Raw genomic sequence first — 22,974 nt, 5'->3', positions numbered from 1 at the left:
CCTCCGGAGACTAGAAGTTGAACTGGTCGATGTTCTTGGCGTCGAACACGGTCGGCTTGCCGAGGTTGATCACGCCGTCCTTGCCGATGGTGTACGAGGTGTCGCCGGCCTTGAAGGTCTCGCCCTCCTTGCCGGTGATCTGGCCGGAGGCCAGCGCCACGGCGGTGCGGGCGGCGAGGTCGCCGAGCTTGGCCGGGTCCCACAGCTCGAAGGCCTCGACGGTGCCGTTCTTGACGTACTTGCGCATGTCGTTCGGGGTGCCGAGGCCGGTCAGCTTGACCTTGCCCTTGTACTTGGAGCCGGACAGGTACTGGGCGGCGGCCTTGATGCCGACGGTGGTCGGGGAGATGATCCCCTTCAGGTTCGGGTACTCCTGGAGCAGGCCCTGGGTCTGCTGGAAGGACTGCTGGGCGTCGTCGTTGCCGTACGCGACCTTGACCAGCTTCACGTCCTTGTACTTGGGGTCCTTGAGCTCGTCCTTCATGAAGTCGATCCAGGTGTTCTGGTTCGTCGCGGTCTGCGCGGCGGACAGGATCGCGATCTCGCCCTTGTAGCCGATCTGTTCGGCGAGCAGCTGCACCTCGGTGCGGCCCAGGTCCTCGGCGCTGGCCTGCGAGACGAAGGCGCTGCGGCAGTCGGGCTTGGTGTCGGAGTCGTAGGTGACGACCTTGATGCCGTTCTTCATGGCCTGCTTGAGCGCGGTGCACAGGGCGCCCGGGTCCTGCGCGGAGACGGCCATCGCGTTCACCTGCTGCTGGGTGAGCGTGTTGACGTAGGAGACCTGCCCGGCCGTGTCGGTCGCGCTGGAGGTGCCGACCTCCTTGTACTTGGAGCCCAGTTCGGTGAGCGCCTTCTCGCCGCCCTTGTCGGCGGAGGTGAAGTAGGGGTTGTTGACCGACTTGGGCAGGAAGCCGACGGTGAGGCCCTTCTTGAGGGCGGCGTTCGGGTCGGCCTTGCCGGCGGTGGCGGCGGAGCCCCCGTCGTCCTTGACGTCGTTCTTGGTGGTGCCGCCACAGGCGGTCAGGGCGAGCGCGAGGGAGGTGGCGGCGGCGAGGGCGGCGCAGGAGCGGCGGATCGATGACTTGCGCATGACGGAGGTCCTTTACCAGGGAGAACGGACGTTACGAGGTCGGAGCCGAGGCGGCTCTGCGGCCTGCCCTCGCTACGGAGATCTGTCGGGCGACCCGAGGGCCGAGCACGGAGACGACGAGCAGAACGCCGGTGACGACGATCTGCGACTGCGCGGAGACATTGAGCAGGCTCATCACGTTCTGCAGCGCCCCGAGCAGGAACACCCCCGCGATGGCACCGCCCAACGTGCCCTTGCCACCGTCGAAGTCGATACCGCCGAGCAACACGGCCGCCACTACGGAGAGTTCGAGCCCGGTGGCGTTGTCGTAGCGCGCGCTGGCGTAGTGCAGCGCCCAGAAGATGCCGGTGAGCGAGGCCATCAGGCCGGTCACCGTGAACAGGATCAGCTTGTGCCGCCTGACCCGGATCCCGGCAAAGCGTGCGGCCTCCTCGCTCGCGCCGATCGCGAACAGCGACCGACCGAACGGTGTGGCGTGCAGGACGACCACGGCGATGGCGAGCAGCACGAGGAAGGGCAGGAAGGCCTGCGGGAGGAAGCTGCTGCCGATGCGTCCGGACGCGAAGTCCAGGTACTGCGTGGGGAAGTCGGTCACCGCGTTCGAGCCGAGCACGATCTGCGCGATGCCCCGGTAGGCGGCGAGGGTGCCGATGGTGACGGCGAGGGAGGGCAGTCCGAGCCGGGTGACGAGCAGGCCGTTCACGAGCCCGCACGCCAAGCCGAGGAGGAGGCAGATCGGGATGATCGTCTCGATGGCCATGCCGTCGTTCCACAGCTTGCCCATCACCGCGCCCGACAGACCGGCCGTGGAGGCGACGGACAGGTCGATCTCGCCTGCCACCACCAGGAGCGTCATCGGCAGGGCGATCAGCGCGATCGGCAGCGTGTTGCCGAGCAGGAAGGACAGGTTGAGGGCGTTGCCGAAGCCGTCGACCGTGCCGAACGACAGCAGGAGCAGGACGATCAGGAGCGCGCCGACGACCGTGTCCCAACGGACCGCGCGCGTCAGGGAGTCAGGCATGGCGGGCGTTCCTCTTCTTCAGGGCGGAGGCCACCCGCAGCGCCACGATCCGGTCGACCGCGATGGCGAGGAGCAGCAGGATGCCGTTGATGGCGAGCACCCACACGGAGCTGACGCCGAGGGCCGGCAGCACGCTGTTGATGGAGGTCAGCAGCAGGGCACCGAGGGCCGCGCCGTAGACGCTGCCGGAGCCGCCGGTGAAGACGACGCCACCGACCACGACCGCGCTGACGACGGTGAGTTCGTAGCCGTTGCCGGTGCCGGAGTCGACGTTGCCGAACCGCGCGAGGTACATCGCACCGGCGAGCCCGGCTAGTGCGCCGCAGAAGGTGTACGCGGCCAGGATCCGCTTGCGCACCGGGATACCGGCCAGGCGCGCGGCCTCGGGGTTGGAGCCGAGCGCGTACAACTCGCGTCCGCTGCCGAAGTGTTTGAGGTAGTACGCCGTCGCCACGAGCACCGCGAGCGCGATGAGCGCCAGCCACGGCACCGCCGAGATGCCGCCGGAGCCGAAGTCGACGAAGCCGCCCGGGAGATCGGCCGCGGTGATCTGGCGGGAGCCCACCCAGATGGAGTCGAGGCCCCTGATGATGTAGAGCGTGCCCAACGTGACGACGAGCGCGGGGACTTGGCCGAGGCTGACCAGCAGCCCGTTGAGCAGACCGCAGCCGATGCCGAGCAGGACGGCCAGGACGACGGCGACGAGTCCGTTGCCGCCGCCTTGGAGATAGTCGCCGGCGGCGAAGGCGGTGATGCCCAGCGTGGAGCCGACGGACAGGTCGACGTTGCGGGTGATGACGACCAGGGACTGGCCGGTGGCGACCAGGACCAGGATGGTCGCGTTGAGGAGCAGGTCCTTGATGCCCTGTTCGGACAGGAACTCGCTGTTGCCCATCTGGGTGATGGCGATCATCACCAGGAAGACGGCCAGGATGGCGAGTTCGCGCATCTTGAAGACACGGTCGACCAGCCGGGTGCCGCTGGACTTGGGCACCTCGGCGGCGGGAGCGGGATTGGGTGCGGTCACCGTCATACGGCGGCCCTCCATACGGCAGTCGTCGTGCGGCGGGTCCGTGCCGAACGGGTCGGCGCCGTGCGGTAGTTCGTTGCGCGGGAGCTCGCGGTGTGAGAGCTCACGGCGTGGGAGCGCGCGGCGTGAGCGTTCACCGTGCGGCGGGCCGACCCGCGGGACGTCGTCGTCATGCGGCTGCCCTCCCGGTCGCGGCGGCCATCACGGTCTCCTCGGTGGCCTCGGCGCGCGGGATCTCGGCGGCGAGCCGGCCCTCGTGCATCACCAGCACGCGGTCGGCCATGCCGAGCACCTCGGGCAGGTCGGAGGAGATCATCAGGACGGCCACCCCGTCGGCGGCCAACTCGCCGAGCAGGCGGTGCACTTCGGCCTTGGTGCCGACGTCGATGCCCCGGGTGGGCTCGTCCACGATCAGCACCTTGGGTCCGGTGGCGAGCCACTTGGCGAGGACGACCTTCTGCTGGTTGCCGCCGGACAGCGTGGAGACGGCGTCGGCGATCCGGGCGTACTTGACGTGCAGCTTGACGGCCCAGTCCAGCGACCGGCTGCGCTCGGCGCCTCGGTCCATCAGCCCGGCCCTGACGGTCGAACGCAGGCCGGTGAGGCCGATGTTGCGCTCGATGGACATCTCCATCACCAGGCCCTGCGCGCGCCGGTCCTCGGGGACGAGGGCGATTCCGGCGGCCATGGCCGTGGAGGGGGCGCCGTTGGTCAGCCCCTTGCCGTCCACCTCCACCGCGCCGGCGTCCCACCGGTCGATGCCGAAGACGGCACGCGCCACCTCGGTACGACCGGCGCCGACCAGCCCGGCGAGGCACACGATCTCGCCGCGCCGCACATCGAAGGAGACATCGGTGAAGACGCCCTCCCGGGTCAACCGCTTGACGCTCAGGGCGACTTCGCCGGGTGCGACGTCCTGCTTGGGGTACAGCTCGTCGAGATCGCGGCCCACCATGCGCCGTACGAGATCGTCCTCGGTCATGCCGTCGAGCGGCTCGCTGGCGATCAACGCGCCGTCCCGCAACGTTGTCACGCGGCGGGAGATCTCGAAGATCTCCTCCAGCCGGTGCGAGATGAACAGCACGGCGGCGCCCTGGTCGCGCAGGGTGCGCACGACCCCGAAGAGGCGGGCCACCTCGCTGCCGGTGAGGGCGGCCGTCGGCTCGTCCATGATCAGCACCCGCGCCTCGAAGGAGAGCGCCTTGGCGATCTCGACGATCTGCTGGTCGGCGATGGACAGGCCGCGGGCCGGGCGCTCGGGGTCGAGGTCGACGCCGAGGCGCTTCATCAGGGCGGCGGTCGCCGCGTGGGTGGCCTTGTGGTCGATGCGGCCGAGCGCCCGCCGGGGCTGGCGGCCCATGAAGATGTTCTCGGCGATCGAAAGGTCGGGGAAGAGTGTGGGCTCCTGGTAGATCACGGCGATGCCGGCGTCCCGGGCGTCGCCGGGCCCGTGGAAGACGACGGGCTCGCCGTCGAGCAGCACCCGGCCGGCGTCCGGCCGATGCACTCCGGCGAGCGTCTTGATGAGGGTCGATTTGCCCGCGCCGTTCTCTCCGGCGAGCGCGTGCACCTCGCCGGGCAACAGTTCCAGGGACACGTCCCGCAGGGCACGCACGGCGCCGAAGGACTTGGAGATGTCCTCCAGTGCCAGCACCGGGGCCGGCCCCGTGTCGGACGGGTGGGTCATGAGGGGCTCCTCGACGACGCCCGGGGCGGGCCCTCACAGCGTCGTGAAAGGTTTCAACTTGGTTGCCGGGACGTTAGGCGCGTGGGCCATGTCACGTCAATGGGTCCGGATCGAAAAAGTTTCGACAGTCCTTCGAGAGCCGGAGGTCACGGTCAGGCCACGGGCGGGTCATGGGCAACAGGGTCTGCCAAAACGCTTGACACCCCTCCGGGAGCCTCTTAGCTTCCGATCCTGAATCGATTCATACAGAAGCTGTTCTGTACCGACGTCACAGGAGCCCTGAAGTGACCGAGCTCGCCGCGGTGAAGGCCGCGCTGAAGACCCAGGCAGTCGAGACGCCGTCATGGGCGTACGGGAACTCGGGGACCCGTTTCAAGGTGTTCGCGCAGCAGGGCGTACCGCGTGATCCCTACGAGAAGCTCGCGGACGCGGCGAAGGTGCACGAGTTCACCGGCGTGGCCCCGACGGTCGCGCTGCACATTCCGTGGGACAAGGTCGAGGACTACGGGGCGCTGGCGAAGTACGCGCAGGAGCGCGGACTGAAGCTGGGGGCGATCAACTCCAACACCTTCCAGGACGACGCGTTCAAGCTCGGCAGCATCTGCCACGCGGATCCGGCGGTGCGGCGCAAGGCGCTCGATCATCTGCTGGAGTGCGTCGACATCATGGACGCGACGGGGTCCCGGGACCTGAAGCTGTGGTTCGCCGACGGCACCAACTACCCCGGGCAGGACGACATCCGCGAACGCCAGGACCGGCTCGCGGAGGGCCTGACCGAGGTGTACGACCGCCTCGGCGACGACCAGCGGATGCTGCTGGAGTACAAGCTCTTCGAGCCCGCCTTCTACACCACCGACGTCCCCGACTGGGGCACGGCGTACGCCCACTGCCTCAAGCTCGGCGACAAGGCGCAGGTCGTGGTGGACACCGGCCACCACGCCCCCGGCACCAACATCGAGTTCATCGTCGCCACGCTGCTGCGCGAGCAGAAGCTCGGCGGCTTCGACTTCAACTCCCGCTTCTACGCCGACGACGACCTCATGGTCGGCGCGGCCGATCCCTTCCAGCTCTTCCGCATCCTCTACGAGGTCTCGCGGGGCGGCGGGTTCACCGCGGGCGTCGCCTTCATGCTCGACCAGTGCCACAACATCGAGGCCAAGATCCCGGCGATCATCCGCTCCGTGATGAACGTCCAGGAGGCCACGGCGAAGGCGCTCCTGGTGGACCGGGACGCGCTGGCCGTGGCCCAGCGGGAGGGTGACGTACTGGGCGCCAACGCCGTGTTGATGGACGCGTACAACACGGATGTGCGGCCGCTGCTGGGTGAGGTGCGGGAGGAGTTGGGGCTGGATCCGGATCCGATGGGGGCGTATCGGCGGTCGGGGTGGGCGGAGCGGATCGTGGCGGAGCGGGTTGGGGGGACGCAGGCGGGGTGGGGGGCGTAGGGGGTGTGCTGAGAGTGCTGAGGGGCGTGGGAGGTGTTGGAGCGTAGGAGGTGTTGGGTGGCGCTCTCGGGGTGGTTGGTGTCGGTGAGGGGCGAGCTGGGCGGGGCCGACGGTCGGGGCGGCGCATGGGTCGGCGACGGTTGTGAGCGCTCTTGCCGCAGCGCCGGCGGCGGCCGGGGCTGGGGGTCGGTGACGGCCTCAGGTGATCGGCGGGCGACCACTGGGCCACGCCGGTGACGGCCGGGGCTGAGACACGGCGGCGGTCGTAGGTGTCCGGTCGGCACTCGCTCGACCGCGCCGATGGCAGCCGGGCCCGGGGCTCGTCGACAGCTGAAGGTGATCGGTCGGCGCCCACTCGGCCACGCCGGTGACGGCCTGGGTGGGCCGGTGACGGACAGAGCCGTCCTCGCGTCGGTGATGGGCGGGGGCCGTGGTCCGGGGCGGTGGTCCGGGGGCGGTGACACCGGGCCGGTTCAGTGACGGTGGGGATTGTCTGCCGGCGCGCCGCAGGCACCGCGCGCGGCACGGTCACCCGATTGCGGTGGCCCCGTTAGGCTCCCTGCTCGGAGCACATTCGTGCCCGGTCGGGAAGGACTGTGGCCGAGCAGGACGGTGAGGACAGGGTGACGGACGGCGCGGCCGGCGAGCGCGGGGCGCGGGGGCAGGCCATGTACCGGAAGGTCGCGGCGGACCTGGGCCGGGAGATCGGCGACGGCAGATACGACTCCGGTGGGCGACTGCCCACCGAGGGCGAGCTCGCCGAACGGTACGGCGTATCCCGGGGCACGGTCCGCCAGGCGATGGCCCTGCTGCGGACCGAGGGGCTGATCGCCTCGCGGCGCGGCACCCGGCGGGTCGTGATCGGGGTGCCCCGGCCGCAGAGCTTCGGTGAACTGCTCAGCTTCACCCGCTGGGCCCGTTCGACGGGCGAGGAGCCCGGTGGTCTGATCGTCGCCACGGAGACCCGCCTCGCCGATCCCACCGAACGTGCCCAACTGCGCCTGCCCGAAGGCGCCGAGGTCCACCAGGTACGGCGCCTGCGCACCCTGTCAGGGCGCCCGGTGATGCTGGAGCGCACCGTCTACCCGTCCGCCGTGGGCGAGTTGCTCGCCGGGCTGCCGTCGGACACGGTCTCGTACACCGTGGCGCTGGAGGACTCAGGGGTGCTGTTCGCCGACGCCCAGCACACCATCGACCTGTGCCGGGCCGACGACGAGGACGCCCGGCTGCTCGGCTGCCGGCCCGGCGACCCGCTGCTGCGGGAACGCCGGGTCAGCACGGATCCGACCGGCACACCGATCGAATGGTCCGACGACCGGTACCTGCCGGAGACCGTCGCCTTCACCGTGCACAGTTCGGCGGCCTCCGGCTCGCTGGCCCGCCGCCCGGCCGGCGACGCCTGACGCGACGCCGCCGGGGAGGGGCGGACCTCTGATCAATCGCACGCCTGACCAGCCGCACGCCTGATGCAAACGCGCGCCTGATCGAACGGGTCTTTGATCAAACGGTCCGCAGCAGGCCCGCGAGCAGCGGACGGAAGTGTGCGAAGTCCGGGGCCGATGCCTCGGGGTCCTTTCCCTCGTCGTCCCAGCGGCGCACCGCCACCCCGTCCGATGCGTAGGGATTCGCCTCGTACTCGGCGACCTCGGCCGGGGTCATCGGACCGCCCTGCACCTGGAGCGTGAACACCGAGGCCTCGGAGAGCAGACCGAAGTACTCGGGCTCGACCGCGCACAGGTACCGCTTGGCCGCCACGTGCTGACGTATCGGCTCGGTGACCTCCGGGCCGAACCACTCCCCTAGCCGGTCCGCCCCGGTGTGGCTGTGCCGGTTGTCGGTTCCGGCCATCAACTCCTCGCCGCTGACCGGCCCTTGGAAGTGACCGACGTCGTGCAGCAGCGCGGCCGCCACCAACGCGTCCGGCGCACCCGCCTCTTCGGCCCGTGCCGCGGCCTGAAGCATGTGCTGCGCCATCGTCACCGCCTCGCCCAGGTACGCGCCCGCCCCCTCGCCCGCGAAGAGTGCGGCGAGCTCGTCGAGGAACTCCTCTCCCTCCGCGGCGCGTTGGCGACACAGCACGGCCAAGGTGCCGGCCAGCGCGTCGATGTCGGCGTAGGCGCCTTGCAGGTGGCGGGCGCCGCTCTCCTCGAAGGCGGTCCGGGCGTGCAGCAACCGGACGTTGTCGAAGATCAGGCAGTCTCCGGGCGACAGCCGGAAGTCCAGCTGGAGTTCGGGCCGCAGGATGATCTCGGCGAAGGTCCGGTAGGCGCGGTAGAAGGCGTCCAGTTCGTCGGCAGGCAGCCGCAACGTGGAGATCGAGCGGTTGTTGAAGCGCACCTCGCGGATCCGGCCACGCCCGTCCACCTCGATCAACGGCCGGTCGGCCGCCAACACCGTACGGGCGTCGCTGAATCGGAAGGGCACGAGGGTGCGCGTCAGGACCCCGAACGCCTCCGGGTCCTCGTCGCGCAGCAGCGCGGCGGCCTTGAACCCGTCCACGAGACCGGAGTCACCGCCGACCGCCGCGTTCGACAGACAGTGCAGCAACTGGAGCGTGGGGACCGGGTCCCGGTACGGGTTGTCGGTGTGCGGGGTGATCCGCGCGCCGGTGAACGCGAGGTTGTTGGGGTCCGGTTCGACTCGTACGTCGAAGAGCCGACCGTAGTTGGTCTCGCGGACGTAGCCGAAGGTCTCCGCCACCTCCAGCACCTGGCCCTCACGGCACGGCACGTCCCGCAGCAGGGCGAAGCCGAGCCCGAGGACCGACTCCAGCACCCGCGCCTTGGTGATCGGGTCGCCCAGGTAGTCCGCCCAGTCGGCCTCGGGGAGCCCGCCGTCCAGGTCGGCGGCGGCCCACAGCGTCTTGCCGGTCTCGTCGCGCCGGTCCCCGGAACGGTCGCCCGCGTCGGGCCGGTTGGCCGTCAACCACCGTGCGGAGTACGCGGATCGGTGGCCGTCGGGCGCCCAGTCCACCTCGACGCCGTCGACGGTCCGCCGCACCGCACCGAGCCCGAGATCGGCGGGCAGCTCGGTGATCTGGAACAGCTTCTGCCCGTTGCGCGGGTCTCGGCAGCGGGGGCAGGGGCAGTTGTCCCGCAGCCAGGTGAGCGGCAGATCTTCTACTGACAGTGACATAGCCATCACTCGCTTTCAGAGTTGTATAGCCAACTTTAGCGACACCGCGAAGATCTCAGCCGCGAATGAGCGAGGGGCGACGTGCCGATTGCCTGTCCGTGAACGAGGTACGGATCGTTCATTAAAATGAACGAAAGGTTCACCAAGGGGGTGGTGGTTCGGTATAGTGAACGCATGGTTCATTCAGTTGCGGTTCCCCGAGTGGGCACACCACAGGTCAGCGCCTACCTGGAAGACACCTACCTGGAGCAGGTCGATACGCGGCTGATCGCGGTCGGCGAGCGGGACGGGGCGCCCTGGGCGGCCGTCGAGCACTGCCTGTTCCATCCGCAGGGCGGGGGCCAGCCGGCGGACCGAGGGTGGCTGGAGGACACGGAGATCGTGCCGGTCCGGGACCTCGAGTCAGGCCTGATCGTGGCGATCGCGGCCGAGGGCGGCTCGCTTCCGCTGCTCACGGAGGGGCAGCAGGTGCACGCCAGGATCGACCTCCCGACCCGGACGGCTCACGCCGCGCTGCACACGGCCGGGCACCTCGTCGAAGCGGCCGGCCGGGCGCAGGGGTGGGAGATGGTCGCCAGCAACCACTTCCCCGGTCAGGCACGCGTCGAGTTCCAGATGCCCGAGGCGGACGCGCGGCTGGCCGACCCGGAAGGGCGGGAGGAGGTGACCGCGGTGCTGCGCACGGCGGTGGCAGCCGCCATCGCCGATGACCTGCCCGTTTTCGCGCGGTACCTCGACGACGGGCGGCGCGTGGTGCACCTCGACGCGCTGCACTCGGCACCGTGCGGAGGCACTCATGTGCGCAGTCTCGGGGACCTGGCCGACGTGGTGCTGCCGACGCTGAGGGTCAAGAAGGGCCGTATCCGGGTGTCGTACACCGCCAGGCACAGGAACGGCTCATGACTCCCCCGCCGTCCGGCCGTCAGCCGGTGAGCAGTACCGCGGCCGCCGTCGGCGCGAAGATCCGGCTGCGTCGTCAGCAGCGCGGGATGAGTGCCGCGGAGATGGCGCGGCGGGCCGGGTTGAGCAAGGCCACGCTGTCGCAGTTGGAGGCCGGCAACGGCAATCCGACGATCGACACGCTGGACGCGATCGCGATCGCCCTGCGCATCCCGATCGCCGACCTGCTGGCGCGGGACGCCGACACCGGACCGGTCTTCCGGCCGGCAACGGACGTCGAACCCGGCGAAGTGTCAAGGGAGTTGCTCCGCCGGATCAGCAGCGGCAACAGCCTGGAGATCTGGCGGCTGCGCATTCCGGCCGAGACGGAGCTGGCCGGCGTACCGCACGCCACCGGCACGATCGAGCACCTGCTCGTCGCCACCGGGCACGTCACCGCGGGACCCGTCGACGCCCCGCAGGATCTCGGTCCCGGCGACATGCTCGCCTTCGCCGGGGACGCCCCGCACTTCTACCGCACGGGTGCCAAGGAAGTGGACATCACCGTCGTCTTCGCCTCCCCCATCAGTACCTGAGCCCTCCCTCAAGACCCAGCACCTGAGACGTTCCCGACCCCAGGAAGACTCCTCATGAGCACGGCCATAGCCACCACCCCCTCCAGCCTCGCCTTCATCAGCGACAACATGGCCGGGGCGTCCCCGCAGATAGCCCGGGCCGTCGCCGACGCGGCCGCCGGGCAGGTTCTGCCGTACGGCAACGACCCCTTCTCCGACAGCGCCCGCCGCAGGCTCGGTGAGATCTTCGAGCGGGACGTCGACGTCTTCCCGGTCTCCACCGGGTCCGCGGCCAACGGCCTGAGCCTGGCCGCCCTCACCCCGCCGTGGGGCAGCGTGCTCTCGCATCCCGGCAGCCACATCAACACGGACGAGTGCGGGGCTCCGGAGTTCTTCACCGCCGGCGCCAAGCTGGTCGGTGTGCCGGGTCCCGACAGCAAGATCGACCCCGAGGCGCTGCGGGTTGCCGTGCGCCGCCGGGCCGGTGACGTGCACAGTGTGCAGCCGTCCGTGGTGAGCATCAGCCAGGCCACCGAGAGCGGCAGCGTCTACACCCTGGAGGAGATCCGCCACCTGTCCGCCATCGCCAAGGACGCGGGGCTGCGCGTCCACATGGACGGCGCGCGCTTCGCCAACGCCCTGGTCCATCTCGGCGCCACCCCGGCCGAGATGACCTGGAAGGCGGGCATCGACGTCCTGTCCTTCGGCGCCACCAAGAACGGCGCGATGACCGCCGACGCCATCGTCTCCTTCGACCCCGCCCTCGCGGCCGAACTGGCCTTCCGCGCCAAGCGCGCCGGTCAACTCACCTCCAAGATGCGCTTCCAGACGGCCCAGATCGACGCGTACCTCACCGACGACCTGTGGCTGCGCAACGCCCGCCAGGCCAACGAGATGGCGACGCGCCTCGGCGACGGCCTCAAGTCCATCGCCGGCGCGGGCCTGTTGGCCACGCCCCAGGCCAACATCCTCTTCTGCCGCCTGCCCCAGCAGGTCACCGAAGGACTTCTCGCCGAGGGCTACGCCTTCTACCACGACCGCTGGGAACCGGGCATCGTCCGCTTGGTCACCTCCTTCTCGCACAACGCCGACGACATCGACCAACTCCTCGACGCGGTACGGCGCCACACCCTCTGACGAACGGTCGCAGGGGAGAGAATGTGGGCCATGATCCTCCCGAAGATCAGAGATCCGCGCTTCGTGACGATCCGACGTGGTGGGACCCTCACCGACGCGGATCACCATCTCCTCGCCCTCTGGGCGGCGGACTGCGCGGAGCACGTCCTCGGTCTCTTCGAGGCTGTTCAGCCCGAGGACCCACGCCCCAGCCAGGCGATCGAGCACGCTCGCGCCTGGGTGCGCGGCGAGGTCAAGATGATGCAGGCCCGCGCGGCCGGCGGCCATGCGATGGGTGCGGCTCGTGATCTGAGTGGCGCGGCACGACATGCCGCGTACGCCGCCGGTCAGGCCGGAGCCGTCGCACACGTCGCCGCGCACGAACTCGGTGCGGCCGCCTACGCGATCAAGGCCGCGCGCGCCGCCGCACCAAAGGGCGAGAGCGAGGCCGCCGGGCGACACGAGTGCCAGTGGCAGCGCGACCGGCTCCCGGAAGCGATCCGGGAGCTCGTACTCGACGACCAGCGACTGCGGAACGACATCTGCTGGTCGGTGTTCGACTGCTGAGCGCGCGTCGGGCGCCAGACGTCCGACGTCAGTTGTCAGCGAAGGGCGGTGACGGCCATGTCGCGGAGCACTTCCTCGGCGCGATCCCATGACCAGCCGTTCTCGACCACGAGCGTGCGCCATCCCGTGGGGCCGAACCAGTACCAGAAAAGATCGCCGGTCTCCTCCGTCGAGTGGGGCGGCGAGGGCGTCAGGGTATGCAGATGGCGCGCGGCGGTGCGCAGTGCCTCCCGGTACGCGGCCGTCGCGCGCTCCCACAACTCCTCGCCGTTCTCATGCACGGGCAGCGCCTTGCGGATCGCCTCGTGCACCGCGAACTGCCCCTCGTTGCCCAGTCGCGTGCCGTGGGCCAAGGCCGTCAGGACCGACTCCGGGGTCCGCAGTTCGAGCAGATCCTTCATGGCCTGCTCGTAGCCCGAGGCGAGCACGCCCTGGTCGACGATCAGGTTCAGGATGTCGCCCTTGCTGCCGACGCTCGCGAAGACGGTCTTCGAGGCGACGCCGGTCGCCGCGGCGATGTCGGCGACGGTGACCCGCCCGTACCCACGCTCGGCGAACAGTTCCGTGGCGTGTTCGAGGATCAGCGCGCGCGTCCGAGCGGCGCCCTGCTCGCGCAGCGGAGAGACGTAACGACGCTTGGGAGGCATCACGCCATCCTACGGCGATGAATTCAATAGGCGTGCTATAACCTCAAATATCATGGGCCCCTGCACCCAGGTCACCAGCACCCCCTCAGAACGCACCTCCCGCGAAAGGAATCACGCAATGGGCATGGACGCCACGGAACTGGCCCACGGGCTCTTCCGAATCCTCGAAACCGGCGATCCCGCACTGGCCGCCGAGGTGGTGCACGAGGACTTCCACAACCGGGAGGCGGCCGTCTCGCCCTCGGCCTGCTCGCTCCCCGGCCCCGCGGGTGTGCTCGCCTCCAGCGTGTGGATGCGCTCGGCCTTCAGCGACCTGAGCTTTCCGGTCCTGGCTGTCGCCCACAACGACGAGCAGGTGTGGATACGACTGCGCATGCGCGGCCGTCACACAGGGCCCTTCGTCCGCTTCCGCGACGGCGCCCTCGACCAGGCGATACCTCCCACCGGACGGGACATCGACTTCGAGCAGATCCATGTGCTCGACCTCAAGGACGGCAAGGTGGTCGGGCACGAGGCGGTGCGCGACGACGTGACCATGCTCGGACAGCTCGGTGTCTTCCCGCCGAGTCCTGCCGTCGGGCTGAACATGCTCGCCTGGAAGGTGACGGGACGCTCGGCGCGTGCCGCCGCCGACGTCACGGCCAAAGCCGCGGAGGCGGCGGCCGGCGCGGTGGGGAAGGGCGCGGGCCGGACCCGCTGACGCGAGTGACGTACCGGATCCGCCGGGCACACTGGCGGCATGCCTGTCTCTCTGCATCACATCGTCATCGACGCCCACGATCTGCCCGCCCTGGCCCGGTTCTGGTCCGAGGTGCTGGGCTGGCGGATCCTGTCCGAGCGGGAGCGGGAGGTCGTGATCGGGCCGGACGAGAACGCGCCCGTGGGCATCTGCTTCATGCCGGTGACGGACCGCAAGGTCGTCAAGAACCGGCTGCACCTCGACCTGACGTCCGCCGCGGAAGACCGTGAGGCCGAGATCGAGCGCATCCTCGCACTCGGCGCCCGCCGGGCGGACGTCGGTCAGAGCGGCGACGAGTCGTGGGCGGTGCTGGCCGATCCGGAGGGGAACGAGTTCTGCGTGGTCCGCCCGAAGACGACCCTCATCAGCTGAGGGCTGTCCCGCAGACGGTTTCGGGTGTGACTTCGAGCGACGGGTGGCAGGCGCGCTGTGATCCGCCCTGGTCGGCCCTCCGTGACGATTCGTAGGTGGCTACTCCGGAGGCTTGGGTCACCATGCGCTGATGAACGGTACGTCGGGTTCGTGCTGCCGCCAGACCTCATTGAGGCGTGCGAGCCGGTCCGCGGCGGCGATGCCGCGCAGCGACGCGATCTTGCCGTCGGTGACTTCGAACGCCACAGCGCCCGCGACCTGGTCGTCGACCACGGCGAGGACGGCCGGGGAGCCATTGACCAGGGCGATGTGCATCGCGGGCGAGCCGCCGGCCAGCCGTCGCTTCGCCGGCGTGGGCTTGAAGCCGGCCCGCACGTAGGAGGCGACCCGCTCGCGCGTTGTGTACCGCAACAGCCGCGTGCTCAGTCCGTAGCCGTCCGAGACCGCCGTCACGTCGTCGGTGAGCAGGGCCACCAGCCGATCCGTACGCCCCGACACCGCGGCGGCGAGGAATTCCTCGACGACCCGGCGCGCGGACGCGAGGTCGGCCTCGCCGCCACGGCGGCGCTCGGCGGCGACCCGGATCCGGGCCCGGTGGACATGCTGCTGGCTCGCGGACTCGCTGATGTCGAGGATCACGGCGATCTCGGCGTGGCTGTACGAGAAGGCCTCACGCAGGACGTAGACGGCCCGTTCGACCGGCGAGAGCCGCTCCATCAGGGTCAGGACCGCGAGGGACACCGATTCGCGCTGCTCGAAGGTATCGGCCGGGCCGAGCATGGGGTCGCCCTCAAGAAGTGGCTCGGGCAACCACGCGCCGGCCGCTCGTTCGTGGCGCGCCTGCGCCGAGCGGAGCCGGTCGAGGCTGAGATTGGTGACGACCTTGGTCAGCCACGCTTCCGGCACCTCGACCCGTTCGCGGTCTGCGGCCTGCCAGCGCAGGAACGTGTCCTGCACGGCGTCCTCGGCGTCGGCGGCCGACCCGAGCAGACGGTACGCGAGCGAGGCCAGCCGGCCCCGGCTGGCCTCGAACCGATCGATGGCCGCGCTTTCCATGCGCAGCAGCCTATGCAGCGGCCCTCACACCGGCCCGGTCAGGCGCGGTGGCCAGGCGGCGCCTGCGCTTCGGAATACCGAAGGTCGGGTGATCGATACCCCACCCAGCCCCCTTCAGCACGCCCGACTTGAGCCGCGCGGCAACCCTGCCGCCCAGGTACCAGGACTTCGACCGGATGTCGCCGTCCACCATCTGGAAGATCGCGTCCCGCCGCCCGAGACTGATGTGGTTGCCGTAATACTTCAGGCCGATGGTCGGCACGTCACGGGCCGTCAGACGCGCGATGATCGCAGCGGTCGCCTGCATGTTGGTGGAGCCGGCCGAGGCACACGACATGGGCAGCGGCCGGCCGTTCTCGCCGATCGTGTGAACGCAGTCACCGGCGGCGTAGACGTCTGGGTGCGAGACCGAGCGCATGGTGCGGTCGACGACGATCCGGCCGGTCTCGGCGACCTCAAGGCCGCTGGCGGCCGCGATGGGGTGCACGGCGAACCCGGCCGACCACACGGTCACATCGGCCGGGATGGACGTACCGTCGGCGGCAATCGCCCGGGTCGGCTCGACGGCTTCGATGCCGGTGTGCTCGTGGACGGTGATGCCGAGCCGGTCAAAGGCATGGCGGAGGTGACGGCGGGCCTTTGGCGAGAGCCAGGCGCCCAGCTCGCCGCGAGCGGCGAGCGCGACCGAGAGGTCGGGCCGGGACTCGGCGAACTCGGTGGCGGTCTCGATGCCGGTCAGCCCCTCACCGACGACCAGCACGGCGGCGCCCGCACCCAGGCCGGCCAGGCGCTCACGCAGACGCAGCGCCGAGGACAGGCCGGTCACATCGAAGGCGTACTCGGCCACGCCCGGGACGCCATGGTCGGCCACGGAGCTGCCGAGCGTGTAGAGGAGCGTGTCGTACACGAGCTCGCCCTCGCCGTCCTCGCCGGTCACGGCAACGGTCCTGCGTCCGGGGTCGACGCCGGTGACGCGCGCCAGGCGCAGCCGTACCTCGGTGCCCTCGAACACGTCGGCGAGCTTGCGGAACGCGAGGTCCTGACCGATCGCAAGCTGGTGGAGCCGCATCCGCTCGACGAAGTCGGGCACGGCGTTGACGACGGTGATCTCGACGTCCAGAGGGGAGAGCCGGCGGACCAGGTTTCCGGCGGCGAAGGCCCCGGCATATCCGGCACCGAGTACGACGATGCGGTGCTTCATGGCGTTGCTCCTGTCTCGTTCGCGTGCTCTTCGAACGAGACAGCGCCCCGATTGCTGACAGGAGCTGGGTGTGACGCGGGTCACCGAACCAAGGTCGGCGAGCGGGACAGCCCTTAGGAACTCAGCTCCACCTCACAAGCCGCCCACGCAGGTTGGCTCAGCAGGGGCCGGAAGCGAGTGAAGAGAGCGAGGAGTTCGGCTCCCCACTGCTCGCGGAAGGCAGGATCGATGCGGGCGATGTCGAGTTCGTTGGCGGCGGACAACTCGGCGAACTCCCGGCGGAGTTGAAGCTCCGGAATGTGACTGCGACCGGTGAAACGGTCATGGAAAGGCCCGTCGGCCTCTACGAGCCTCGGGTAGGTGGCCTTCCGGTCGCACGCGGCGTAGCAGTACACGATCCCTTCCGCTTCGGCGCCTATCACCAGGGCGAGTTCGGCACGGCGGGCCACCGGCAGCAAGGCCGTGGGGAACCCGTCGGTGCCGTAGAACGCATGGCACAGGCCCGCGAGTTGGAGGTCGGGGCGGGCACCCCACTCGGCGAGTCGGCCCTGGACGCGCTGGAGGTGTGCGAGGAGGGTGCCTCCCGGGTGGGGGATGTCTGCGGCACCCAACTCGTGCAGCAGGGCGACGGCTTGGTCGGCGGAGGCAGAAGTGGCGGAGGGGACGGCGGAGGCGGAGCCATCGTCAGAGACGGCGGAGGCAGGGACGGAGCCATCGTCAGAGACGGCGGAGGCGGAGCCATCGTCAGAGGCAGTACCCATCCCTCTACGCCCCCACCGAAGTCGCCGCCCGCACCAGCGCCGCCGTCGCCATGGAGCACGACTGCTGAGGCCACGCGATCCACAAGGTGGCGGGCGGGGCGTCCAGGACCGGGCGGTAGGCCACCCCCGGGCGCGGATAGCGGAACGTCACGGATTCCGGCAACAGCGTGACCAGATCGCCCAGTTCGACGCGTGCGAGCAGTTGGGCGAGGTCGATGAAGCCGTGCTGTTCGACCGTCGAGTCGAGGAAGCGGCCGAGACCGGCGAGGTCGCCCGGCTCGACCCCGGGAAGGGCCAGGTCGGCCAGGGTGAGTCGGTCGCGGGCGGCGAGGGGGTGGGCGACGGGCAGGACCGCCGTTCGCGGTTCGACGAAGATCGGCTCCGCGTCGAGGCCGCTGCGGTCGAACGGGTCGTAGAGCAGAGCCGCGTCCGCCTCGCCCTGCCGCAGCAGACGGACCATCTCACCCCAGCCGGAGAGGCGAACCGACACCGGGAGGGCGGCGGGGTCGGTGGCGAAGCGGGCCAGGACGGTCTCCAACAGGCCCGCGTCGCCGTCGGCCTTGACGGCCAGGACCAGCTTCGCGTCCGGGCTGGACGCACGTTGGGCGCGCCGCCCGGCAGCGTGCAGCGCCTCCAGCGCGCCCCGGGCCTCCGTCAGGAGGACGCGGCCGGCCGAGGTCAGTGCGACGCTGTGCGTGGTGCGCTCCAGGAGGGTGACACCAAGGTCCGCTTCGAGCTTGCGGATCGCGCGGGACAGGGGCGGGGCCGAGATGCCCAGGCGCTCGGCGGCACGGGCGAAGTTGAGCTCTTCAGCGACGGCGACGAAGTAGCGCAAGGGCCGGGATTCCATAGCCGGAGACACCTCCGATCAGTATTACCTCCAGGGTAACAACCCGGATCCTTTCGATCCTTCCGTTCCGCGAGACCTGATCCGAAGATCGAAGCAGGGCACACGAAGCACGGTGCCGTGCAGCGCAGTGCCGTGCAGCCCAGTGCACCAAGCACTCGGCGTACGAAGCACGCACCGCAGCACACGCAGCGCGCCTTCGCGTCTCCGCCCTCCCTGCCATCAAGTTCCCGGAGTTCTCCTTGATCGTCATCACCACTCCCACCGGCTCCATCGGCCGACAGCTCCTCGCCGGCATCGTCGACGGCGAGGAGGCGATCCGCGTGATCGCACGCGATCCCTCTCAACTCCCCGAGCACGTACGCGAACGCGCCGAGGTCGTCACCGGTTCGCACACCGACCGCGAGGTCGTCATGAAGGCCTTCGAAGGCGCCGACCGCGTCTTCTGGGTGGTGCCCCCGGACCACCGTGCGGCCGACGTCGAGGCCCACTACCTGGACAGCACCCGCCCGGCCTGCGAGGCGATCGAGGCGCACGGGGTCAAGCAGGTGGTGGGGGTGTCCACCCTGGGCGTCGGTATTGAGAAGAACGCCGGACACCTGTCCGCCGCGCGGGCCACGGACGAACTGATCGCCGACACGGGCGTCGCCTACCGGTCGCTGCGGCCGCCGACGTTCATGGAGAACCTGCTCCGCCAGGTCGAAGGGATCAGGGACCAGGGCACGTTCTTCATGCCGCATCCGGCGGACCGCGTGCTCGCGAACGTCGCCACCCGTGACATCGCCGCCACGGCCGCCGAGCTGCTGCGCGACCACTCCTGGACCGGCTACGAGGGCGTCCCGGTGATCGGCCCCGACGCACTCACCCTCGACGAGATGGCCGGGATCATGTCCGAAGTGCTGGCACGGCCGGTCCGCGTCCAGTCCATCCCCGTCGAGGCGCACCGCCAGAACATGCTCCAACGCGGTGCGTCCGAGGACTCGGCGCAGTGTCTGGCAGACATGGCCACGGCCCAGAACAACGGTGCCTACGACGAGGAACAGCGCACCGCGCGACCCGGCCCCACCGGTTTCCGCCAGTGGTGCGAGGAGGTGCTCAAGCCGGCCGTCCTGGGCTGATCCCCAATGGTCACGCCGACATCTTGACTCCTTCACAGCCCTGCGGCTAGTTTCCCTGAAACGATTCAAAACGCGGTTCACGCAGCGTTTCACCCAGGGTTTCTTCTCGAAGGACTGAATGGACATGGCACCCCAGCCCGAAGCCGCCCATCCCGTAGCCACCCACCCCCAGGCCGCCGCCCTGCTCGCGCGCTCCCATCGCCTCGGCGCCGACCCTCGCAACACCAACTACGCCGGCGGCAACACCTCGGCGAAGGGCGTCGACATCGACCCCGCGACCGGCGGGGACGTCGAGTTGATGTGGGTGAAGGGGTCCGGCGGTGACCTCGGGACGCTCACCGGGGCCGGGCTCGCCGCGTTGCGGATCGACCGGCTGCGCGGGCTGAAGGACGTGTATCCCGGTGTGGAGCGCGAGGACGAGATGGTCGCCGCGTTCGACTACTGCCTGCACGGGAAGGGCGGGGCGGCGCCGTCCATCGACACCGCGATGCACGGGCTGGTCGAGGCCTCGCACGTCGATCATCTGCACCCCGACTCCGGGATCGCGCTGGCGTGCGCGGCGGACGGCGAGAAGCTGACCGCCGAGTGCTTCGGCGACACCGTGGTGTGGGTGCCGTGGCGGCGGCCCGGCTTCCAACTGGGCCTGGACATCGCCGCGGTGAAGGAGGCCAACCCGCAGGCCATCGGGTGCGTACTGGGCGGGCACGGCATCACGGCGTGGGGCGACACGTCCGAGGAGTGCGAGCGCAACTCGCTGCACATCATCCGCACCGCCGAGGCCTTCCTCGCGGAGAAGGGGCGGGCCGAGCCCTTCGGTCCCGTCATCGAGGGGTACGAGAGTCTGCCGGATGCCGACCGGAGGGCGCGGGCCGCCGCGCTCGCACCCCACGTGCGTGCGATCGCCTCTCAAGACAGGCCGCAGGTCGGTCACTTCACCGACGCGGACGTGGTGCTGGACTTCGTCTCCCGGGCCGAGCACCCGAGGCTCGCCGCCCTGGGCACCTCCTGTCCTGACCACTTCCTGCGCACCAAGGTCCGCCCGCTCGTCCTCGACCTGCCGCCGACCGCCCCGCTGGAGGAGGCGATCGCCCGGCTGACGGAACTGCACGCCGAGTACCGCGAGGAGTACGCCGCCTACTACGCACGGCACGCCCTGCCCGACTCCCCCGCGATGCGCGGCGCCGACCCGGCGATCGTGCTGGTCCCGGGCGTCGGCATGTTCTCCTTCGGCAAGGACAAGCAGACGGCGCGGGTGGCAGGCGAGTTCTACGTCAACGCCATCAACGTCATGCGGGGCGCCGAGGCGGTCTCGACGTACGCGCCGATCGAGGAGTCGGAGAAGTTCCGTATCGAGTACTGGGCGTTGGAGGAGGCCAAGCTCCAACGGATGCCGAAGCCCAAGCCGTTGGCGACGCGGGTGGCGCTGGTGACCGGTGCGGGGAGCGGGATCGGCAAGGCCATCGCGCGGCGGCTGGCGGCCGAGGGCGCGTGTGTCGTGGTCGCCGATCTCGACGCGGACAACGCCGTCGCCGTGGCGGAGGAGTTGGGCGGGTCCGACAAGGCCGTCGCGGTGACGGTGGACGTGACGTCGGAGGAGCAGATCGCCGAGGCGTTCCGCGCTGCCGTGCTCGCGTTCGGCGGGGTCGACCTGGTGGTCAACAACGCCGGTATCTCCATCTCCAAGCCCCTGCTGGAGACTTCGGCCAGGGACTGGGACCTTCAGCACGACATCATGGCCCGCGGCTCCTTCCTCGTCTCGCGCGAGGCCGCGCGGGTGATGGTCGCGCAGGGGCTGGGCGGTGACATCGTCTACATCGCCTCGAAGAACGCCGTCTTCGCCGGCCCGAACAACATCGCCTACTCCGCGACCAAGGCCGACCAGGCCCACCAAGTACGGCTCCTGGCCGCCGAGTTGGGCGAGCACGGCATCCGCGTCAACGGGGTCAACCCGGACGGCGTCGTGCGCGGCTCCGGCATCTTCGCGGGCGGCTGGGGCGCGCAGCGGGCGGCCGTGTACGGCGTACCCGAGGAGAAGCTGGGCGAGTTCTACGCCCAGCGGACCATCCTCAAGCGCGAGGTGCTGCCGGAGCATGTGGCGAACGCCGTGTTCGCGCTGACCGGCGGGGAGTTGACGCACACCACCGGCCTTCATGTCCCGGTCGACGCCGGTGTCGCGGCCGCCTTCCTTCGGTGACAGAGATGGCACAGGCAACTGCGGTGACGGCCCCGCACGCGTACGCCGCGGTCGACCTCGGCGCGTCCAGCGGGCGCGTCATGGTCGGCCGCGTCGGGCCCGACAGCCTGGAGCTGACCGAGGCCCACCGCTTCCCCAACCGGCCCGTGCGCGTACCCGAGGGGCTGCGCTGGGACATCCTCGGGCTGTACGCGGGCGTACTGGACGGGCTCAGGGCCGCGGGCGCCCAGTGCGGTGGCCGCCTCGACTCCGTCGGCATCGACAGCTGGGCCGTGGACCACGGCCTGCTGGACGCCGACGGCGCGCTGCTCGGCAACCCCGTCCACTACCGGGACCCTCGCACCGAGGGCATCGCGGAGAAGGTGTGGGCGACCATTCCCGCCGAGGAGTTGTACGCGGCGACGGGACTCCAGTACGCGCCCTTCAACACCCTCTACCAACTGGTGGCCGCCCGCAGCACGGACCAACTGGCTCACGCCCGGCGCCTGTTGCTCGTCCCCGACCTGCTCTCCTACTGGTTCACGGGCGAACAGGGCACCGAGCTCACCAACGCCTCGACCACCCAGCTCATCGATCCCCGCACCCGCGACTGGTCCCACGAGGTCGCCTCCCGACTGGGCATCGACCTCGGCTTGTTCGCGCCCCTGCGACAGCCCGGGGACCCGGCCGGCGTGCTGCGCGCGGAGGTCCTGGAGGAGACCGGCCTCAAGGGTCCGGTGCCGGTGACGGCGGTCGGGTCGCACGACACGGCGAGTGCCGTGGCCGCCGTACCCGCCGGGGGTGAGCGCTTCGCGTACATCTCCACCGGCACCTGGTCACTGGCCGGACTCGAACTGCCGGCACCGGTGTTGACCGAGGAGAGCCGGGCCGCCAACTTCACCAACGAACTGGGCCTGGACGGCACGGTCCGCTATCTGCGCAACATCATGGGCCTGTGGCTGCTCCAGGAGTGCGTACGGGCGTGGGGCGAGCCGGAGTTGGAGGAGTTGCTGCTGAGCGCGGCCGAGGTGCCGGCGCTGCGGTCGGTCGTGGACGCGGGCGACGAGACCTTCCTGGCGCCGGGCCGGATGCCGGAGCGGATCGCCGAGGCGTGCCGTGCCTCGGGGCAGCCGGTACCCGCCTCGCCCGCGGAGATCACGCGCTGCATTCTCGACTCGCTCGCCCTGGCCCACCGCAGAGCCGTGGAGGATGCCCAGCGGCTGGCCGACCACCCCGTCGACGTCGTGCACATCGTCGGCGGCGGCACCCGCAACGCGCTGCTGTGCCAGCTCACCGCCGACGCCTGCGGGCTGCCGGTGGTGGCGGGACCGACGGAGGCGGCGGCTCTCGGGAACGTCCTCGTGCAGGCCCGGGCGCACGGGCTGGTCGGCGACCTCCCGGCCATGCGACGCCTGCTCACCCGTACCCAACCGCTCACCCACTACGAGCCACGGGGAGACACCGCACGATGGCACGAGGCACAAGTCAGGCTCACCGGAAGGTGACGGGCCGGAA

At 70.2% G+C, this 22,974-nt stretch carries 21 protein-coding genes; 11 read left to right on the top strand and 10 right to left on the bottom strand.

The window, feature by feature from the left end; all coding sequences use genetic code 11:
* Positions 1–10 precede the first annotated feature (10 nt).
* The 4 genes from rhaS to ACWD5F_RS36340 all read right to left on the bottom strand — a co-directional run bounded on the left by rhaS (position 11) and on the right by ACWD5F_RS36340 (position 4,828).
* Positions 11–1,090 (bottom strand): rhamnose ABC transporter substrate-binding protein, encoded by a 1,080-nt coding sequence (gene rhaS, locus ACWD5F_RS36355; protein WP_451260579.1) that lies wholly within the window; start codon positions 1,088–1,090, stop codon positions 11–13.
* Between the two features lie 31 nt (positions 1,091–1,121).
* Positions 1,122–2,111, bottom strand: a complete 990-nt coding sequence (locus ACWD5F_RS36350) for an ABC transporter permease (RefSeq protein WP_451260578.1) — start codon at positions 2,109–2,111, stop codon at positions 1,122–1,124.
* Positions 2,104–3,144 (bottom strand): ABC transporter permease, encoded by a 1,041-nt coding sequence (locus ACWD5F_RS36345; RefSeq protein ID WP_401710826.1) that lies wholly within the window; start codon positions 3,142–3,144, stop codon positions 2,104–2,106. The genes ACWD5F_RS36350 and ACWD5F_RS36345 overlap by 8 nt, the downstream gene beginning before the upstream one ends.
* Before the next feature lie 166 nt (positions 3,145–3,310).
* Positions 3,311–4,828, bottom strand: coding sequence for a sugar ABC transporter ATP-binding protein (locus ACWD5F_RS36340; protein ID WP_451260577.1), 1,518 nt, complete (start codon positions 4,826–4,828; stop codon positions 3,311–3,313).
* Between the two features lie 284 nt (positions 4,829–5,112).
* Between ACWD5F_RS36340 and rhaI the strand changes: the two genes are divergently transcribed.
* Positions 5,113–6,273 (top strand): L-rhamnose isomerase, encoded by a 1,161-nt coding sequence (rhaI, locus tag ACWD5F_RS36335; RefSeq protein WP_401710832.1) that lies wholly within the window; start codon positions 5,113–5,115, stop codon positions 6,271–6,273.
* Between the two features lie 596 nt (positions 6,274–6,869).
* Positions 6,870–7,676 carry a GntR family transcriptional regulator gene (locus ACWD5F_RS36330; protein ID WP_451260576.1) on the top strand — a complete coding sequence of 269 codons (807 nt, stop codon included), beginning with the start codon at positions 6,870–6,872 and terminating at the stop codon, positions 7,674–7,676.
* 97 nt (positions 7,677–7,773) lie between these two features.
* On the opposite strand, the gene tmpA is transcribed toward ACWD5F_RS36330, so the two are convergent.
* Positions 7,774–9,408 (bottom strand): 2-trimethylaminoethylphosphonate dioxygenase, encoded by a 1,635-nt coding sequence (gene tmpA, locus ACWD5F_RS36325; RefSeq protein WP_451260575.1) that lies wholly within the window; start codon positions 9,406–9,408, stop codon positions 7,774–7,776.
* Positions 9,409–9,582: 174 nt separating this feature from the next.
* Between tmpA and ACWD5F_RS36320 the strand changes: the two genes are divergently transcribed.
* Genes ACWD5F_RS36320 through ACWD5F_RS36305 form a run of 4 tightly spaced genes read left to right on the top strand, consistent with a single transcriptional unit; the run spans position 9,583 to position 12,545 of the window.
* A complete protein-coding gene (locus tag ACWD5F_RS36320; protein ID WP_451260574.1) occupies positions 9,583–10,311 on the top strand; it encodes a metal-dependent hydrolase in 729 nt (242 codons plus the stop codon).
* Positions 10,308–10,883, top strand: coding sequence for a helix-turn-helix domain-containing protein (locus ACWD5F_RS36315; RefSeq protein ID WP_451260573.1), 576 nt, complete (start codon positions 10,308–10,310; stop codon positions 10,881–10,883). The genes ACWD5F_RS36320 and ACWD5F_RS36315 overlap by 4 nt, the downstream gene beginning before the upstream one ends.
* A 54-nt stretch (positions 10,884–10,937) precedes the next feature.
* Positions 10,938–11,999, top strand: coding sequence for a threonine aldolase family protein (locus ACWD5F_RS36310; protein WP_451260572.1), 1,062 nt, complete (start codon positions 10,938–10,940; stop codon positions 11,997–11,999).
* Positions 12,000–12,029: 30 nt separating this feature from the next.
* Positions 12,030–12,545: a putative immunity protein gene (locus ACWD5F_RS36305; protein ID WP_451260571.1), complete on the top strand. Its 516-nt coding sequence runs from the start codon at positions 12,030–12,032 to the stop codon at positions 12,543–12,545.
* Positions 12,546–12,580: 35 nt separating this feature from the next.
* On the opposite strand, the gene ACWD5F_RS36300 is transcribed toward ACWD5F_RS36305, so the two are convergent.
* A complete protein-coding gene (locus tag ACWD5F_RS36300; protein ID WP_451260570.1) occupies positions 12,581–13,192 on the bottom strand; it encodes a TetR/AcrR family transcriptional regulator in 612 nt (203 codons plus the stop codon).
* A 124-nt stretch (positions 13,193–13,316) separates the two neighbouring features.
* Between ACWD5F_RS36300 and ACWD5F_RS36295 the strand changes: the two genes are divergently transcribed.
* Together ACWD5F_RS36295 and ACWD5F_RS36290 are read left to right on the top strand one after the other, a co-directional pair.
* The gene (locus tag ACWD5F_RS36295; RefSeq protein ID WP_451260569.1) at positions 13,317–13,892 is read left to right on the top strand and encodes an ester cyclase; all 576 of its coding nucleotides are present in this window, start codon (positions 13,317–13,319) and stop codon (positions 13,890–13,892) included.
* A 39-nt stretch (positions 13,893–13,931) separates the two neighbouring features.
* Complete coding sequence (locus ACWD5F_RS36290; protein ID WP_451260568.1) at positions 13,932–14,303, top strand: VOC family protein; 372 nt, start codon at positions 13,932–13,934, stop codon at positions 14,301–14,303.
* 117 nt (positions 14,304–14,420) lie between these two features.
* Here ACWD5F_RS36290 and ACWD5F_RS36285 read toward each other — a convergent pair whose 3' ends face one another.
* From ACWD5F_RS36285 to ACWD5F_RS36270, 4 genes are all read right to left on the bottom strand, one after another.
* A complete protein-coding gene (locus tag ACWD5F_RS36285; RefSeq protein WP_451260567.1) occupies positions 14,421–15,359 on the bottom strand; it encodes a sigma-70 family RNA polymerase sigma factor in 939 nt (312 codons plus the stop codon).
* Between the two features lie 10 nt (positions 15,360–15,369).
* Positions 15,370–16,560 (bottom strand): NAD(P)/FAD-dependent oxidoreductase, encoded by a 1,191-nt coding sequence (locus tag ACWD5F_RS36280; RefSeq protein ID WP_451260566.1) that lies wholly within the window; start codon positions 16,558–16,560, stop codon positions 15,370–15,372.
* A gap of 113 nt (positions 16,561–16,673) precedes the next feature.
* The gene (locus ACWD5F_RS36275) at positions 16,674–17,171 is read right to left on the bottom strand and encodes a DUF6817 domain-containing protein (protein WP_451260565.1); all 498 of its coding nucleotides are present in this window, start codon (positions 17,169–17,171) and stop codon (positions 16,674–16,676) included.
* A gap of 154 nt (positions 17,172–17,325) precedes the next feature.
* A complete protein-coding gene (locus ACWD5F_RS36270) occupies positions 17,326–18,171 on the bottom strand; it encodes a LysR family transcriptional regulator (RefSeq protein WP_451260564.1) in 846 nt (281 codons plus the stop codon).
* 239 nt (positions 18,172–18,410) lie between these two features.
* Between ACWD5F_RS36270 and ACWD5F_RS36265 the strand changes: the two genes are divergently transcribed.
* The 3 genes from ACWD5F_RS36265 (at position 18,411) to ACWD5F_RS36255 (ending at position 22,964) form a co-directional block, all read left to right on the top strand.
* The gene (locus ACWD5F_RS36265; protein WP_451260563.1) at positions 18,411–19,286 is read left to right on the top strand and encodes an NAD(P)H-binding protein; all 876 of its coding nucleotides are present in this window, start codon (positions 18,411–18,413) and stop codon (positions 19,284–19,286) included.
* Positions 19,287–19,410: 124 nt separating this feature from the next.
* Positions 19,411–21,480, top strand: coding sequence for a bifunctional aldolase/short-chain dehydrogenase (locus tag ACWD5F_RS36260; RefSeq protein WP_451260562.1), 2,070 nt, complete (start codon positions 19,411–19,413; stop codon positions 21,478–21,480).
* 5 nt (positions 21,481–21,485) lie between these two features.
* Positions 21,486–22,964 carry a rhamnulokinase gene (locus ACWD5F_RS36255; protein ID WP_451260561.1) on the top strand — a complete coding sequence of 493 codons (1,479 nt, stop codon included), beginning with the start codon at positions 21,486–21,488 and terminating at the stop codon, positions 22,962–22,964.
* Positions 22,965–22,974 lie beyond the last annotated feature (10 nt).

It is taken from the genome of Streptomyces sp. NPDC002499, from assembly GCF_053595415.1.
Note: the sequence above shows the minus strand (reverse complement) of the source record. Positions and strands in the feature narration are given on the sequence as shown.

Excerpts from the sequence above, each read along its gene's own strand:
- rhaS (WP_451260579.1), bottom strand. The coding sequence starts at position 1,090 with ATGCGCAAGTCATCGATCCGCCGCTCCTGCGCCGCCCTCGCCGCCGCC.
- ACWD5F_RS36350 (WP_451260578.1), bottom strand. The coding sequence starts at position 2,111 with ATGCCTGACTCCCTGACGCGCGCGGTCCGTTGGGACACGGTCGTCGGC.
- ACWD5F_RS36345 (WP_401710826.1), bottom strand. The coding sequence starts at position 3,144 with ATGACGGTGACCGCACCCAATCCCGCTCCCGCCGCCGAGGTGCCCAAG.
- ACWD5F_RS36340 (WP_451260577.1), bottom strand. The coding sequence starts at position 4,828 with ATGACCCACCCGTCCGACACGGGGCCGGCCCCGGTGCTGGCACTGGAG.
- tmpA (WP_451260575.1), bottom strand. The coding sequence starts at position 9,408 with ATGTCACTGTCAGTAGAAGATCTGCCGCTCACCTGGCTGCGGGACAAC.
- ACWD5F_RS36320 (WP_451260574.1), top strand. The coding sequence starts at position 9,583 with ATGGTTCATTCAGTTGCGGTTCCCCGAGTGGGCACACCACAGGTCAGC.
- ACWD5F_RS36315 (WP_451260573.1), top strand. The coding sequence starts at position 10,308 with ATGACTCCCCCGCCGTCCGGCCGTCAGCCGGTGAGCAGTACCGCGGCC.
- ACWD5F_RS36310 (WP_451260572.1), top strand. The coding sequence starts at position 10,938 with ATGAGCACGGCCATAGCCACCACCCCCTCCAGCCTCGCCTTCATCAGC.
- ACWD5F_RS36305 (WP_451260571.1), top strand. The coding sequence starts at position 12,030 with ATGATCCTCCCGAAGATCAGAGATCCGCGCTTCGTGACGATCCGACGT.
- ACWD5F_RS36300 (WP_451260570.1), bottom strand. The coding sequence starts at position 13,192 with ATGCCTCCCAAGCGTCGTTACGTCTCTCCGCTGCGCGAGCAGGGCGCC.
- ACWD5F_RS36295 (WP_451260569.1), top strand. The coding sequence starts at position 13,317 with ATGGACGCCACGGAACTGGCCCACGGGCTCTTCCGAATCCTCGAAACC.
- ACWD5F_RS36290 (WP_451260568.1), top strand. The coding sequence starts at position 13,932 with ATGCCTGTCTCTCTGCATCACATCGTCATCGACGCCCACGATCTGCCC.
- ACWD5F_RS36285 (WP_451260567.1), bottom strand. The coding sequence starts at position 15,359 with ATGGAAAGCGCGGCCATCGATCGGTTCGAGGCCAGCCGGGGCCGGCTG.
- ACWD5F_RS36280 (WP_451260566.1), bottom strand. The coding sequence starts at position 16,560 with ATGAAGCACCGCATCGTCGTACTCGGTGCCGGATATGCCGGGGCCTTC.
- ACWD5F_RS36270 (WP_451260564.1), bottom strand. The coding sequence starts at position 18,171 with ATGGAATCCCGGCCCTTGCGCTACTTCGTCGCCGTCGCTGAAGAGCTC.
- ACWD5F_RS36260 (WP_451260562.1), top strand. The coding sequence starts at position 19,411 with ATGGCACCCCAGCCCGAAGCCGCCCATCCCGTAGCCACCCACCCCCAG.
- ACWD5F_RS36255 (WP_451260561.1), top strand. The coding sequence starts at position 21,486 with ATGGCACAGGCAACTGCGGTGACGGCCCCGCACGCGTACGCCGCGGTC.